The 14,402-nt window shown below is 51.9% G+C and carries 12 protein-coding genes; 5 read left to right on the forward strand and 7 right to left on the reverse strand.

What is annotated here, in order from left to right:
- Window positions 1-12: 12 nt before the first annotated feature.
- Window positions 13-1,005: an RNA polymerase sigma factor RpoS gene (rpoS, locus tag KQJ18_RS02030; RefSeq protein WP_000081498.1), complete on the forward strand. Its 993-nt coding sequence runs from the start codon at window positions 13-15 to the stop codon at window positions 1,003-1,005.
- A 144-nt stretch (window positions 1,006-1,149) separates the two neighbouring features.
- Here rpoS and KQJ18_RS02035 read toward each other — a convergent pair whose 3' ends face one another.
- Window positions 1,150-1,554 carry a MarR family transcriptional regulator gene (locus KQJ18_RS02035; RefSeq protein WP_038633140.1) on the reverse strand — a complete coding sequence of 135 codons (405 nt, stop codon included), beginning with the start codon at window positions 1,552-1,554 and terminating at the stop codon, window positions 1,150-1,152.
- Window positions 1,555-1,712: 158 nt separating this feature from the next.
- On the opposite strand from KQJ18_RS02035, the gene KQJ18_RS02040 reads away from it, so the two are divergent.
- Genes KQJ18_RS02040 through KQJ18_RS02050 form a run of 3 tightly spaced genes read left to right on the forward strand, consistent with a single transcriptional unit; the run spans window position 1,713 to window position 3,980 of the window.
- Window positions 1,713-2,306: a non-oxidative hydroxyarylic acid decarboxylases subunit B gene (locus KQJ18_RS02040; protein ID WP_204525376.1), complete on the forward strand. Its 594-nt coding sequence runs from the start codon at window positions 1,713-1,715 to the stop codon at window positions 2,304-2,306.
- The gene (locus tag KQJ18_RS02045; RefSeq protein WP_038633134.1) at window positions 2,306-3,733 is read left to right on the forward strand and encodes a non-oxidative hydroxyarylic acid decarboxylases subunit C; all 1,428 of its coding nucleotides are present in this window, start codon (window positions 2,306-2,308) and stop codon (window positions 3,731-3,733) included. Before KQJ18_RS02040 ends, KQJ18_RS02045 begins: the two co-directional genes overlap by 1 nt.
- Window positions 3,734-3,743: 10 nt before the next feature.
- Window positions 3,744-3,980 (forward strand): non-oxidative hydroxyarylic acid decarboxylases subunit D, encoded by a 237-nt coding sequence (locus KQJ18_RS02050; RefSeq protein ID WP_038633131.1) that lies wholly within the window; start codon window positions 3,744-3,746, stop codon window positions 3,978-3,980.
- Window positions 3,981-4,025: 45 nt separating this feature from the next.
- On the opposite strand, the gene mutS is transcribed toward KQJ18_RS02050, so the two are convergent.
- The 3 genes from mutS to KQJ18_RS02065 form a co-directional block, all read right to left on the reverse strand.
- The gene (mutS, locus tag KQJ18_RS02055; protein ID WP_216421322.1) at window positions 4,026-6,587 is read right to left on the reverse strand and encodes a DNA mismatch repair protein MutS; all 2,562 of its coding nucleotides are present in this window, start codon (window positions 6,585-6,587) and stop codon (window positions 4,026-4,028) included.
- A gap of 234 nt (window positions 6,588-6,821) precedes the next feature.
- Window positions 6,822-7,340 carry a hypothetical protein gene (locus KQJ18_RS02060; RefSeq protein WP_199952268.1) on the reverse strand — a complete coding sequence of 173 codons (519 nt, stop codon included), beginning with the start codon at window positions 7,338-7,340 and terminating at the stop codon, window positions 6,822-6,824.
- Complete coding sequence (locus KQJ18_RS02065; RefSeq protein WP_199952267.1) at window positions 7,340-8,125, reverse strand: winged helix-turn-helix domain-containing protein; 786 nt, start codon at window positions 8,123-8,125, stop codon at window positions 7,340-7,342. Before KQJ18_RS02065 ends, KQJ18_RS02060 begins: the two co-directional genes overlap by 1 nt.
- 446 nt (window positions 8,126-8,571) lie before the next feature.
- Here KQJ18_RS02065 and KQJ18_RS02070 point away from each other — a divergent pair, with 446 nt between their 5' ends.
- Window positions 8,572-9,177, forward strand: a complete 606-nt coding sequence (locus KQJ18_RS02070; protein WP_085048837.1) for a helix-turn-helix domain-containing protein — start codon at window positions 8,572-8,574, stop codon at window positions 9,175-9,177.
- A gap of 41 nt (window positions 9,178-9,218) precedes the next feature.
- Here the strand turns inward: KQJ18_RS02070 and KQJ18_RS02075 are convergent, their stop codons facing one another.
- The 3 genes from KQJ18_RS02075 to KQJ18_RS02085 form a co-directional block, all read right to left on the reverse strand.
- Window positions 9,219-10,592 (reverse strand): HlyD family type I secretion periplasmic adaptor subunit, encoded by a 1,374-nt coding sequence (locus KQJ18_RS02075; protein ID WP_085048838.1) that lies wholly within the window; start codon window positions 10,590-10,592, stop codon window positions 9,219-9,221.
- Window positions 10,579-12,771 carry a type I secretion system permease/ATPase gene (locus KQJ18_RS02080; protein ID WP_227410275.1) on the reverse strand — a complete coding sequence of 731 codons (2,193 nt, stop codon included), beginning with the start codon at window positions 12,769-12,771 and terminating at the stop codon, window positions 10,579-10,581. Before KQJ18_RS02080 ends, KQJ18_RS02075 begins: the two co-directional genes overlap by 14 nt.
- Window positions 12,772-12,861: 90 nt before the next feature.
- Window positions 12,862-14,205: a TolC family outer membrane protein gene (locus KQJ18_RS02085; protein WP_085048840.1), complete on the reverse strand. Its 1,344-nt coding sequence runs from the start codon at window positions 14,203-14,205 to the stop codon at window positions 12,862-12,864.
- Window positions 14,206-14,402: the final 197 nt, after the last annotated feature.

Here is a 14,402-nt window from a genome sequence, read left to right on the forward strand (position 1 = left end):
GGAGCCACCTTTATGAGTCAGAATACGCTGAAAGTTCATGATTTAAATGAAGATGCGGAATTTGATGAGAACGGAGTAGAGGCTTTTGATGAGAAAGCCTTGAGTGAAGAGGAACCCAGTGATAACGACCTGGCTGAAGAAGAGCTGTTATCGCAGGGGGCCACACAGCGTGTGTTGGACGCGACTCAGCTTTACCTTGGTGAGATTGGTTATTCACCACTGTTAACAGCCGAAGAAGAAGTTTATTTTGCGCGTCGCGCACTGCGTGGAGATGTCGCCTCTCGCCGCCGCATGATTGAAAGTAACCTGCGTCTGGTGGTGAAAATTGCTCGCCGTTATGGCAATCGCGGTCTGGCATTGCTGGACTTGATTGAAGAGGGCAATCTGGGGCTTATCCGTGCCGTCGAGAAGTTTGACCCGGAACGCGGGTTCCGCTTCTCAACATACGCAACGTGGTGGATCCGTCAGACGATCGAACGGGCTATTATGAACCAAACCCGTACGATCCGACTGCCGATTCATATTGTAAAAGAGCTGAACGTCTATCTGCGTACCGCGCGTGAGTTGTCGCATAAACTGGACCATGAACCGAGCGCAGAAGAGATTGCTGAACAACTGGATAAACCGGTTGATGACGTCAGCCGTATGCTCCGACTCAACGAGCGCATTACCTCGGTAGACACCCCGCTGGGTGGCGATTCCGAAAAAGCGTTGCTGGACATCCTGGCCGATGAAAAAGAAAACGGCCCGGAAGACACCACGCAAGACGATGATATGAAACAGAGCATCGTCAAATGGCTGTTCGAACTGAACGCCAAACAGCGTGAAGTGCTGGCACGTCGTTTCGGTCTGCTGGGGTATGAAGCTGCGACACTGGAAGATGTGGGCCGCGAAATCGGTCTCACGCGTGAACGTGTTCGTCAGATTCAGGTTGAAGGCCTGCGTCGTCTGCGCGAAATTCTGCAGACTCAGGGGCTGAATATCGAAGCGCTGTTCCGCGAGTAAGCACAAGTTCCATCAAGAAAGGCCAGTCTCATCGAGACTGGCCTTTTTCTTTAGCGCTACCGCTTATTGGTCGGCACATATTGTCCGATGGCGCTTTGCTTATCGGGCCTACAAAGACATCACCCAAAACCGCCATCCGAACGATTATCCCATCATCTTACGCACCAGTTGAGTAAACTGTTTGCGCTCTTCCTCGCTCAGTCTGCCCAGAAACTCATCATCCACGCGATCTCCTACCGGGGTTGCGCTGGCCAATAATGCTTCTCCCTGCGCAGTCAAATAAACAAACCGCCGACGCTTATCCGCCGGGTCGTGATCCCGCCTGACCAGCCCACGCTTTTCCATTCGGCTCAGCATTTCCGCAAGTGTGGCTTTGGTGCAGACCGCTGCCTCCATCAGGGCGACCTGTTCAATGCCGGGCTGTTCGGCAATGGCGCGCATCACCGCGTACTGCGGTTTGGTTAGCTCTGGTAACTCATGTTGCCAGCGAGCCGTATGCTGCTGAAAAAGCTGACGTAAAAGATGAAATGCTTTATTGCGTAACGGCATGAGAGCTCCGGGATATCGGTCAGTCTCTATCATAGCGGGTTACGCCTCCTTTTTTAACCATCGCTGTTTTAGCTATCCGTGCGCGGTGGCCTTGCCCACAATGAATTGTGGGAGTATTTTAATCAAAATGTTCGTACACGAACAAATTGAGGAATTGAATGAGACTGATCGTAGGAATGACGGGGGCTACCGGCGCACCGCTCGGCGTGTCGCTACTACAGGCGCTGCGGGAAATGCCGGGGGTGGAAACCCATCTGGTGCTGTCGAAATGGGCAAAAACGACCATTGAGCTGGAAACGCCGTACAGCGTCCGCGATGTATCCGCACTGGCAGACTATTGCCACAACCCCGCGGACCAGGCCGCGACCATCTCCTCCGGATCGTTTCGTACTGACGGCATGATCATTATCCCCTGCAGCATGAAAACGCTGGCCGGTATTCGCGCAGGTTACGCGGAAGGGCTGGTGGGGCGCGCCGCAGACGTGGCGCTGAAAGAAGGGCGCAAACTGGTGCTGGTGCCGCGTGAAATGCCGCTCAGCACCATCCATCTGGAAAACATGCTCGCGCTTTCCCGCATGGGCGTGGCGATGGTCCCGCCAATGCCCGCGTTTTACAACCATCCGCAAACGGTCGATGACATTACCCAGCACATTGTCGCGCGCGTGCTCGACCAGTTTGGGCTTGAACACCCTAACGCCCGTCGTTGGCAGGGATTACGACAGGCGCAGAATTTTGCACAGGAGAACGAATAATGGCATTTGATGATTTGCGCAGCTTTTTGCAGGCGCTGGACGACCAGGGACAACTGCTGAAAATCAGTGAGGAAGTTAACGCCGAGCCGGATCTGGCTGCGGCGGCTAATGCGACCGGGCGTATTGGTGATGGCGCGCCTGCGCTGTGGTTTGACAATATTCGCGGTTTTACCGATGCCCGCGTGGCGATGAACACCATCGGTTCATGGCAGAATCACGCCATCTCTTTAGGTCTTCCACCAAATACCCCGGTGAAAAAACAGATTGATGAGTTTATCCGTCGCTGGGATAAATTTCCGGTTGCCCCGGAACGTCGTGCGAACCCGGCATGGGCTGAAAATACCGTCGACGGCGAAGACATTAATCTTTTCGACATTCTGCCGCTGTTTCGCCTGAACGATGGCGACGGCGGTTTCTACCTGGATAAAGCCTGCGTGGTGTCGCGCGATCCGCTGGATCGGGACAACTTTGGCAAACAGAACGTCGGCATCTACCGCATGGAAGTGAAGGGCAAACGTAAGCTCGGTCTGCAACCGGTACCAATGCATGATATCGCGCTGCACCTGCATAAAGCGGAAGAGCGCGGTGAAGATTTGCCGATTGCCATCACGCTGGGTAATGATCCCATCATCACTTTGATGGGCGCCACGCCGCTGAAATACGATCAGTCTGAATACGAGATGGCGGGAGCGCTGCGTGAAAGCCCGTACCCGATCGCTACCGCGCCGCTCACCGGTTTTGACGTGCCGTGGGGCTCTGAAGTGATCCTCGAAGGGGTCATTGAAAGCCGTAAACGCGAAATCGAAGGTCCGTTTGGCGAGTTTACCGGCCACTATTCCGGTGGACGCAATATGACCGTGGTGCGTATCGATAAAGTCTCTTATCGCAGCAAACCTATTTTTGAATCACTCTATCTCGGTATGCCGTGGACCGAAATCGACTACCTGATGGGCCCGGCGACCTGCGTACCGCTTTATCAACAATTGAAAGCCGAATTCCCGGAAGTGCAGGCGGTGAACGCCATGTACACCCACGGACTGCTGGCGATTATTTCCACCAAAAAACGCTACGGCGGCTTTGCCCGCGCGGTGGGGCTGCGTGCTATGACCACGCCGCACGGCCTGGGTTACGTGAAGATGGTGATTATGGTTGATGAAGACGTTGACCCGTTCAACCTGCCGCAGGTGATGTGGGCGCTCTCCTCGAAGGTCAATCCGGCGGGCGATCTGGTGCAACTGCCGAATATGTCGGTGCTGGAACTTGATCCCGGTTCCAGTCCGGCGGGGATTACCGACAAGCTCATCATCGATGCCACGACACCGGTTGCACCGGATAACCGAGGTCATTACAGCCAACCGGTATGTGATTTACCGGAAACAAAAGCCTGGGCTGAAAAGCTGACCGCCATGCTGGCCAACCGTAAATAAGGAGTAGCAGATGATTTGTCCACGTTGTGCCGATGAACATATTGAAGTGATGGCGAACTCGCCGGTAAAAGGTGTCTGGACCGTATATCAGTGCCAGCATTGTCTGTACACCTGGCGTAATACCGAGCCGCTACGCCGTACCAGCCGCGAGCATTATCCGCAAGCGTTTCGCATGACGCAGAAAGATATCGACGATGCGCCAATGGTGCCAAGTATCCCGCCGCTGCTGGCGGAAGATAAGCGTTAATCAAAAAATGCCGGGTGCGGCGAAACCGTACCCGGCACAACGGCGTTACACCAGACTTTTTAACCGATAGATCCATTCCAGTGCCTGGCGAGGCGTGAGTGAATCCGGGTCGAGATTTTCCAGCGCTTCAACGGCGGGAGATGTTTCTTCCGCAACCGAAAGCAGCGACATCTGTGTACCATCGACCTGGGTTGCGGCAACATTCGGCGCGATGCTTTCCAGTTCGCGCAGTTTTTGCCGCGCACGTTTTATGACCTCTTTCGGCACACCTGCCAGGGCTGCTACCGCCAGGCCATAGCTCTTGCTCGCCGCGCCATCCTGTACGCTGTGCATAAAGGCGATGGTATCGCCATGCTCTAACGCGTCCAGATGTACATTCGCGACGCCTTCCATCTTCTCAGGTAACTGAGTCAGTTCGAAGTAGTGGGTGGCGAACAATGTTAATGCTTTGATTTTATTCGCCAGATTTTCTGCGCACGCCCATGCCAGCGACAGGCCGTCGTAGGTTGAAGTGCCGCGTCCAATCTCATCCATCAGCACCAGGCTGTTTTCGGTAGCATTATGCAGAATGTTGGCGGTTTCGGTCATCTCAACCATGAAGGTGGAACGACCTGATGCCAGATCATCCGCCGCGCCAACGCGGGTAAATATACGGTCGATAGGCCCTATCTCGACTTTTTGTGCCGGGACATAGCTGCCGATATACGCCAGCAGCGCAATCAATGCGGTCTGGCGCATATAGGTACTTTTCCCCCCCATGTTCGGCCCGGTGATGATCAGCATCCGGCGCTGTGGGGAAAGGTTGAGCGGGTTGGCGATAAACGGCTCTGTCAGTACCTGCTCCACCACCGGGTGACGACCCTCGGTAATACGAATACCGGGTTTATCGGTGAAGATCGGACAGGTGTAATTCAACGTATAAGCACGTTCTGCGAGGTTGACCAGGACGTCCAGCTCCGCCAGCGCGCTGGCGCTCTGTTGTAAATCAGCCAGATGCGGCAGCAGCATATCGAACAGCTCGTCGTATAGCTGTTTTTCCAGTGCCAGCGCCTTACCTTTGGAAGTCAGAACTTTGTCTTCATACTCTTTCAGTTCTGGAATAATGTAGCGTTCAGCGTTTTTCAACGTCTGGCGACGCACGTAATTAATTGGCGCCAGATGGCTCTGTCCACGACTGATCTGAATGTAGTATCCGTGAACGGCGTTGAATCCGACTTTCAGCGTATCAAGACCAGTGCGTTCGCGCTCACGGATCTCCAGTCTGTCGAGATAGTCGGTTGCGCCATCGGCCAGCGCTCGCCACTCGTCCAGCTCTTCGTTATAGCCAGACGCGATGACGCCGCCGTCGCGTACCAGCACCGGTGGAGCTTCCACGACGGCGCGTTCCAGCAGTTCACGCAGCTCCGCAAACTCTCCCATTTTCTCACGCAGCATCTGCACCGGGGCGCTGTCTACGTTTTCCAGTTGCGCGCGTAGTTCAGGGAGTTGCTGGAAAGCGTGGCGCATGCGGGCTAGATCGCGCGGGCGCGCGGTACGCAGAGCGAGACGCGCCAGAATGCGTTCCAGATCGCCCACCTGACGCAGCACGGGTTGCAATTCGCTGGTGATATCCTGTAACGCGCCGATGGTTTGTTGGCGTTCAGTGAGGATTTTGGTGTCGCGGACCGGCATATGCAGCCAGCGCTTGAGCATACGGCTGCCCATCGGTGTTACGGTGCAGTCGAGTACCGAAGCCAATGTGTTTTCAACGCCGCCAGCCAGGTTCTGGGTGATCTCCAGATTGCGGCGGGTGGCGGCATCCATAATGATGCTGTCCTGCTGACGCTCCATGGTGATGGAACGAATATGCGGCAGTGAGGTACGCTGGGTATCTTTCACATATTGCAGCAGACAGCCAGCAGCGCATAATCCGCGCGGGGCGTTCTCAACGCCAAAGCCAATCAGGTCTCGTGTGCCAAACTGCAGATTTAACTGCTGACGGGCAGTATCAATTTCAAATTCCCACAGCGGACGACGGCGCAGGCCGCGACGTCCTTCAATCAGTGAGGTTTCTGCAAAATCTTCGGCATACAGCAGTTCAGCCGGGTTAGTACGCTGCAGTTCGGCGGCCATGGTCTCGCGGTCGGCAGGCTCGCTAACGCGAAAACGCCCGGAGCTGATGTCCAGCGTGGCATAGCCGTAGCCTTTGCTGTCCTGCCAGATGGCGGCCAGCAGGTTGTCCTGGCGCTCCTGTAACAGCGCTTCATCACTGATGGTGCCGGGCGTAACGATGCGCACAACTTTACGCTCCACCGGTCCTTTGCTGGTGGCCGGATCGCCAATCTGTTCGCAAATAGCGACGGATTCCCCTTGATTGACCAGCTTGGCAAGGTAGTTTTCTACCGCATGGTGGGGAATACCCGCCATTGGGATGGGCTCGCCTGCGGATGCGCCGCGCTTAGTCAGGGAGATATCAAGCAGCTGAGACGCGCGTTTCGCATCGTCATAAAACAGTTCATAAAAGTCGCCCATGCGGTAAAACAGCAGTATTTCCGGGTGCTGAGCTTTCAGCTTGAGATACTGCTGCATCATGGGGGTGTGGGCGTCGAGATTATCGATTGTACTCATGGAGTTGTGTCCAGTTCCCTGATTTTCAATGGATTGCGATATTCTTGTTTTCGTTGTTATCACATAAGAGGCACATGATAACGGAGATATGCTTTTCAGGGAAAGCGGGGAAGGATGACTTCTCGATCCAGATTCCGCTCCGGGGCGACTCAGACGATGACAATGTATTCTGGAGAGGGGAGAACCATAAATTCATCCTCTGGCATTCCCTCGTAGGTTGAGCCTCCAGAAAGCTTATAATTTTTCATTTTGCGGCAACGCATAATTCTGGCAGTACAGGTAGGGGATCCCTTCTTTGGTAATCAGATACGTCTTGCTATTTAGCGCAAAATAATCGACGTTGGATACGCTGGTATTGGTCAGGAAAAAGTCGGGGAGCAGTTCCTGAATAAGGCTGGCGGGTGCCGTTTCGCGATTGGATATTTGTATTTTCTGTGAAATCCAGACCGGACTTGAGCCGTAGCTGGATTGAGTAAACAGGACCATGCGTTGCACGGTTTGCTCATTATTTCTGGCATCTTTGATGATGCCATCAACATTCACAATGCCTTTACTCCCGCCGATTTTAATATCAATAATCCCACGAAATGAGCTTGTATTACGTACTATTTCGATGGCTGAACGACAGGTCAGATTATGAAGTTCACCTGTGTTTTTACTGAACCGATAGACGGCAGTAACCATGAGCGCAGCAAAACAGATCAGCAGGATTACACCTGTCCGGATGCGGAACGTGCGGGGATATAAATTCATTAGCTATCATACCGGGGGTAATATACCGACTGACAGGCGTTGTCTTGCCTGGCTTTTATCGGTGAGCGACATACAAGCACGGACAATTTCTTTGACTCAGGATAGGTCGTAATATAAATGAATTTATTGCTCTGACACAATCCCGGATTGTTGTTGATAAACGCCGTATGCCGGGAGAAATTACTGGCATCATTGTTAAAGTAATACTGACAGTCAGTGGGCGTTTTGCTGACCGTGATATAGTTGGAAAAATAATCATCGCTGGCCTGCCATGGGTATAATATAAGCGCGCAAATTATAAGAGTCAGCGTCACCATGATTATTTCTGCGGTGGTGAACAAAGATTGACGCGGTGTCCCGGGTAACAGATCTTCTATAACGGTATCCGGGGCCACGGACTCTTCACCTGAAGAAGAGATCCCCTCTGGCGTCTCAATCGTCTGAATGTCAAACGATTCCTGGATAATCAACCCCTTGCGAGGGATGGTTGTGATTAGCGGTTGCTCCAGATCCAGCTGTAGCAAACTTTTACGCAGGGAGAGAATGCTTTGATAAAAGGCATTGAAACTAACCTGACGATGGTTTTTACCCCAGCCAAACTCCAGTAGTTCGTTTTGTGAAACCACCTGGCCGCGATGCTGAATAAGTAATAAAAGACATAATGACGCTGAGTGTTTGAGTTTTATCTGCTGATTGGGTTGAGCTACTCGCGCCAGACATTGTGTGGCTGGCGTAAATATTATTTTATTTTCAATCAGATAACTGACATTGCCAGTCTCAGGCATAGTGTCTCTACTCTTGATAATGCGCCAGGTGGCTGGTAGGCCATGATACCACTTAGCCCATAATAGCTACCAGCATGGCCCCGATCCTACAACGAAAATCGCGAAGTGTTTCAAACTAGTATCATAATATAACAACTATGATAACTTTTTTAATAAAAATAAACCATATATAAATCAATGGATTGTGTCTTTTTGGCTACCTTGCAAAGAAGAGAAAGATGAAATAATGGCGGCAAAGATGATTGCCATTAATTCTTTATGGACAGCGCAATATACTGCCTGACGCCACCACGCGAAAACAGCATGTGTCTGAACGCGCCCACGGCACCAGGGAATGCCGGTGGCAGATGTAGAAGAGGGATAAATGTCAGCTTTCTTGAGGGCTGACATTTATTTTTGATGCTAAGTGAATTTTGATAAAGCCATAATTTGCGGTAGAGAGTCCCATGTTCCAGAAAGAAATTGAAAATGCTGTAGTACTTGTGGGTGATGAAATGAAGAAGTCAGATAATGCCTGGCTGTCGTTACGCAAAAAACGCCAGCGTATTGATCTGAAGGTTGATGGAAATATCTTGTTTCTGGAGAAAGGGACCGTCTCTGTTTATCGTGTGGAAAATGATCTGGTAACCGTGAGTATTTCTGCTCCGGCCATACTCGGTTTGCCGCAAATGCGCACTGAAGTCGCCGGACACTATTTACGTTGCGATACCGATTGTGAAATGTGGGCAATGAGCGTGCAGAACGCCGATCATTTGTTTACCGCTAAAAACTTATGGAAGCAGGCGTTTGATATCTTAACGCATCACCTGCAACGCTATTTCCAGCGTGAAGCGTTGCAGTCGCATCGCACCATTCGTGAGCAGATTATTGAACACGTAAAATATATTTGGTCGATGGAACCTGAAGTGCGTGAGAAAACGTCCGTGTATACCTTTATTTTGACCCGTAATCATATCTCCCGCAGCGCCATCCACAAGGTTTTACAGGAACTGGTTAATGACGGGAAAATCACGTTAAACCGGGGAAAACTTTCCTTCTGTACTCCGTTATAAATTTATGCGCTCCCTGACATGATAAAAGGGAGCGCAGACGCTTAACGTTCTCTGAGTGCCTCCGCGCGAGCGCGAATAATCGGTTTTAACAGATAGCTGAGAATCGTTTTCCTGCCAGTGAGAATATCGACACTAGCTACCATGCCTGGGATTATCAGCATCGGATGCTCTTTCGTTCCCAGGTAGTTTTTGTCCGTTTGCAGGCGAACAATATAAAAGCTTCGCCCCTGTTTATCGGTGACGGTGTCCGGACTTATCTGCACCACCTCGCCTTGCAGACCGCCATAGATGGTGTAATCGTAGGCCGTAAATTTCACCATTGCATGCTGACCCGGATGGAGAAAGGCAATATCGCGCGGCTGTATTTTGGCTTCGATTAACAGCTTGTCATCCAACGGAACGATTTCCACCAGATCGCTGCCAGGCTGGATGACGCCGCCGATGGTATTCACCATCACCTGCTGGACGATACCGCGCACCGGTGAAGTGACCATGGTACGATTCACCCGGTCTTCCAGCGCTTTTACGCTGGCCTGGGTTTTGCTCAGATTGGTACGGGCCTCGTTGAGTTGAGCCAGCGCATCGCTCTGGAAGCGGCCTCGACTCTCGCCGATTTTATTCTCAATCTCTTTAATTTCTGACGCGGCTTTGGGCAGCGACAAACTAATAGAGTTGAGCTGCCCGGCGGTTTCCACTTCGGTACGACGCAGGCGCAGTAATTCCACTTTCGAAATGGCGCCCGAGGCGAGCAGCGGCTCGGACATTTTGATTTCCTGGCGTATTAACCCGAGGCTGTGCTTAAACTGCTCTTCTTTCGATTCAAAGTCGCGCAACTCCTGTTTTTTCTGCACCAACTGTTCTTCAAGTCCGGATATTTCGTTGTGAAACTGCTCCCGGCGGCTGTTGTACAGTTCAGTTTCTCCCCGCGCGACATCCGGCGCTTTGCTGGCAATCTCTGGGGAAATAACAAAGTCCCGGTTTTCAACTTCCGCCGTCAGGCGCTCAACTTTTGCCCGCAGGCCGAGTTTATCCGCTTCTGTTTCGCCGACGTTAGAGGCAAAGCGCGTATCATCCAGATGCAGCAACGGCGTTCCAGGGTTAACAATTTGCCCTTCGTGCACATACAGTTCGGTGACGATCCCACCTTCCAGGTTCTGGATTTTTTGCAGTTTGGATGACGGGATCGCTTTACCTTCCCCGCGGGTGACTTCATCGATTTTCGCAAAGCCAGCCCACACGAAAGACAACACCACCAGCGCGAGGATCGTCCACAGCGTCAGTCGAATCACTCTCGGGGAGTCATCAATAATGGCCTGGCTGACTTCATTGATACTGTCAGTTTGATTTTCATCACGGCCATGAAAATAGTGCTGCATAGCGCGGCGGGCACGAGCCAGGAAATCAGCGAGATGCATTAATCTGCCCCTTTTTCAACGCATCCATCACCACAGCTTTCGGGCCATCCGCGATGATGCGTCCTTTATCGACAATAATCAGGCGGTCAACCAGCGACAGCATGGAAGCGCGGTGCGTAACCAGTAATAACGTTTTGCCCGCGATGCAGGGGACCAGCGCGTGTTTGATCTTCTCCTCGCTAGTGTTGTCCATCGAGCTGGTGGGTTCATCCAGTAACAGAAGAGGCGGATCCAGCAAAAGCGCGCGTGCCAGCGCTACCGCCTGCCGCTGTCCACCGGAAAGTCGGGAGCCGCGCTCGCCAACCTGCAGGTTATAGCCGTCAGGATGCAAGCGCGCAAAATCGTTGACGCCGGCCAGTTCTGCTGCCCGCAGCATGGTTTCGTCATCGATATAACGCGCCCCGCATAGCAAATTGTCGCGTAGCGTGCCATTGAACAACTGGATATCCTGCGGCACGTAGCCGATGCTGTGGCGCAGATCGTTCACATCCAACTGACGAGAATCGATACCGTCGATCAGAATATTTCCGGCGCTGGGCTGGTACAGATTGACCAGCAGTTTGCTGAGCGAACTTTTACCGGAACCACTGCGTCCGATGATGCCGATTCGTTCCCCGGGCTGAATGGTCAGATTAATTTTTTGCAGCGACAGGTTCTGTTGTTCCGGGTAGCTGAAATCGACATCGCGAAATTCTATGCTGCCCTGTAGCTGCTCACGTTTGAGCGGATTTTCATCCGCGCGACGCTCCTGCGCCAGCGACATCATTTTCTCGGTATTTTTGATGGTGAGCTTCGCCTGCTGATAACGGGCGATAAGGCCGGTTAACTGACCCAGCGGCATTAATGCCCGGCCGTTGAGCATGTAGCAGGCGATAAGTCCCCCCATACTCAGTTTGCCGCCGATAATCATGTACACCCCGACGATAATCATCACCACCCCGGAGATTTGCTGGAACCAGCCGGTCAGGTTGCTCGCCAGGCTGGACAAGGTTTTCACCCGTAGCTCGAGGCGACTCAGGCTGCCCAGCGTTTGTTCCCACTGAAACTGGCGTTCGCTCTGGGCATTGTTCACTTTGATGGCATCCAGGCTGCTCAGGGTTTCAATCAGCAATGCCTGGCGTTCGCTGGCGAGACTCATGGTTTTAGTGACTGCCGCGTTGACCGGTTTTTGTAACGCCCAACTGCACAACAAAGCAATCGGCAGCGTCAGGAGCGGGATCCAGGCCAGCGCACCGCCGATAATCCCGATAACGATCAGCAGCAGCAGGGTGAAGGGCAGATCGATAATCGTCGTCAGCGTAAGTGATGAGAGGAAATCACGCAGCGACTGAAACTCGTGAATATTCTGCGCAAAGCTGCCCACCCGCGCCGGACGTTCTTTCATCTCCATGCCGATAATGCGCTCAAACAGCGTTGAGGAGATGATGAGATCGCTTTTTTTGCCCGCAATATCAAGGCAGATACCGCGCAGCATTTTCAATATCAGATCAAAAATAAAAGCCAGGCAGATACCGACCGCCAATACCCACAGCGTGACCGTTGCCTGGTTAGGTACGACCCGGTCATAGACGTTCATGGTGAAGAGCGGCGTGCCGAGCGCAATCAGGTTGATCAGCAGGCTGGCCAGCACCGCATCCATATACAGGAAACGTGACAGCTTCAGGGTGTCTTTAAACCAGGATTTGGTACGTGGCAGAAAAGCTTCCGCCTGCAAATCGAATTCGTGGCGCGGATGAGCAAAAATCACTTTACCGGCATAGCTTTGTTCAAGCGTGGCGACATCGACGCAAATCTCTCCACCTTCGCTTTCGCTGGGCATAAAGCGGGCGCTGCCGTCGTCGTTCCATGCCAGTAATACTCCGGTTCCGCCACAACGCAGTAACAGGACTGCAGGCAGAGACATGGCCGGAATTTTATCGAGCGCGCGCGTGACAATCCGCGCCTTTAAACCGGCCCTTGCCGCCGCGCGTGGAAATATATTCAGCGTGAGCCGATCGTTTTCTAATGGCAACCCACTGCTTAATGTTGAACGGCTCGCCGGTTTACCGTGCAACGCACACAGAATGAGTAAGCTATCTAATAGCGGATCGTCATTATAACTGCGGGGGTCGTGATGTTGAGAATTAGGAGAAGCATAATTCCCGGATACTTCATTTAATAATTCAGCTTGTGCACTCATTTTCGCAACCATTTCTGACCGTGCACGTTAAAATAATAGCAAGCTAATTATCAGCGTGCAGGTCAGAGATTTATTTTGGATTAATAATTATTAATGCAGATCCGGTAAGCTATTTTCTTGTTGTGAATCGACCGGTTGTCCTGATGGCGGCGGTGTGATTTTTAGAATATTCATTAATTCACCCGTGCGTTCGCTAATACGGTAGCCGCTGGTCATCGCCAGATAACGCAGTTCAACAAGGCGACGTTTAGAAGAAAAAACTTCATTTTCACTGTCGAGCAAATCCAACAGCGTACGTTCGCCAAGACTGAATTGATCCTGATAAGCGGTGCGCACTTTAACGCTACGGTCGGCATATTCTTCCGCTGAAGGAAGCTGAGCGCGTGCGTTTTGTAACGCCGTCCAGGCCAGGCGCAGCTCCTGATTCAGCTGGCGTAGCGTGTTATTGCGTACGTCCTGCGCCTGTTTATGCAGATACGCGCGGGAGTTCATATTGGCTTTGTCGCTACCGCCCTGGTACAGGTTGTAATGCAGTTTTACCATTGCTTCCCACTCTTCAGTATGGGCGCGGGTGGTGTCGGTGTTATTACTAATCCCGCGGGAAAGCTCAACGTCCACGCGCGGATAGAAGGTTGATTTCGAGGCCTCATACTGCTGATGCGCGGCGTCGATATCCGCATTGGCGGATTTCAGTAATGGACTGTTTTTTTCCATCCGACTTTTGGCGTCTTCCAGCGAGGTGGGCAACTGAGAGTCAATACTCTCGGGCAGGCTTAAACCTTGCGGATCCATGCCCGTCACGCTGACAAAGGTGGTTTTCGCGTCTTCAAGATTCGTCTGCTCGGTCAGCAAGTTATTACGCGCCTGCGCCAGACGCGCTTCGGCTTGCATAAAGTCCCCGGAGCGCCCAACCCCCTGATCGGTACGCAGTTTTATCTGGTCGTAAATGCGTTCGTGGTTCGCCAGATCGTCCTCAGCAAGGCGAACAAACTCTTCGCGTTGTAGCACGTCGAAATAGGCCTGAATGACCGCATAAGCGGTACTTTCGCTGGTGTTCATCACGCTCCAGGCGCGCGAGTCAACGGTCGCTTTTTGCCGTGCAACTTCGCTGGAGGTGGCAAAACCATTAAACACATTTTGCTCAAGACTCAGCGTCGCTTCGTTAGGTGACTGGGTCAGACCGTTATTGCGTCCTGCCGCGCGAGTCGTTGCATCATCAACATTTTTGCGTCCGGCCTCTGCATTTAAATTGAGTGAGGGTAAATAGCCACCTTGAGCGGCCCGCAGTTCTTGCTCTGAAGAATAACGGCTATTTATTGCGGCATTAACTTCAGGATGATTAGCTAAAGCGTTTTTAACGGTATTTTGTAAGTCTTCTGCATTTACTGAGGATATTGAAAAGCATGAAAGCAGAAAAACTAAAAACTTCTTCATGACATGAATGCCTTATATGACACGGTTATGACATCCTGCTGTCGTCGCTATCATCCATTTTTACAAACACGTTATATTAATTAACAAAGGTAAATTGTCTTAATTGAAGCCTATGGTCAGCTATTCTCAGACATGTTTTGTCACATCGTGTTTTATTTTTGGTTATTTTTTATTATATTCATTTGCCAGTCAAGTCT

Origin of the sequence: Citrobacter sp. S55_ASV_140 (assembly GCF_018919505.1) — a bacterium.
GTDB lineage: Bacteria > Pseudomonadota > Gammaproteobacteria > Enterobacterales > Enterobacteriaceae > Citrobacter > Citrobacter werkmanii.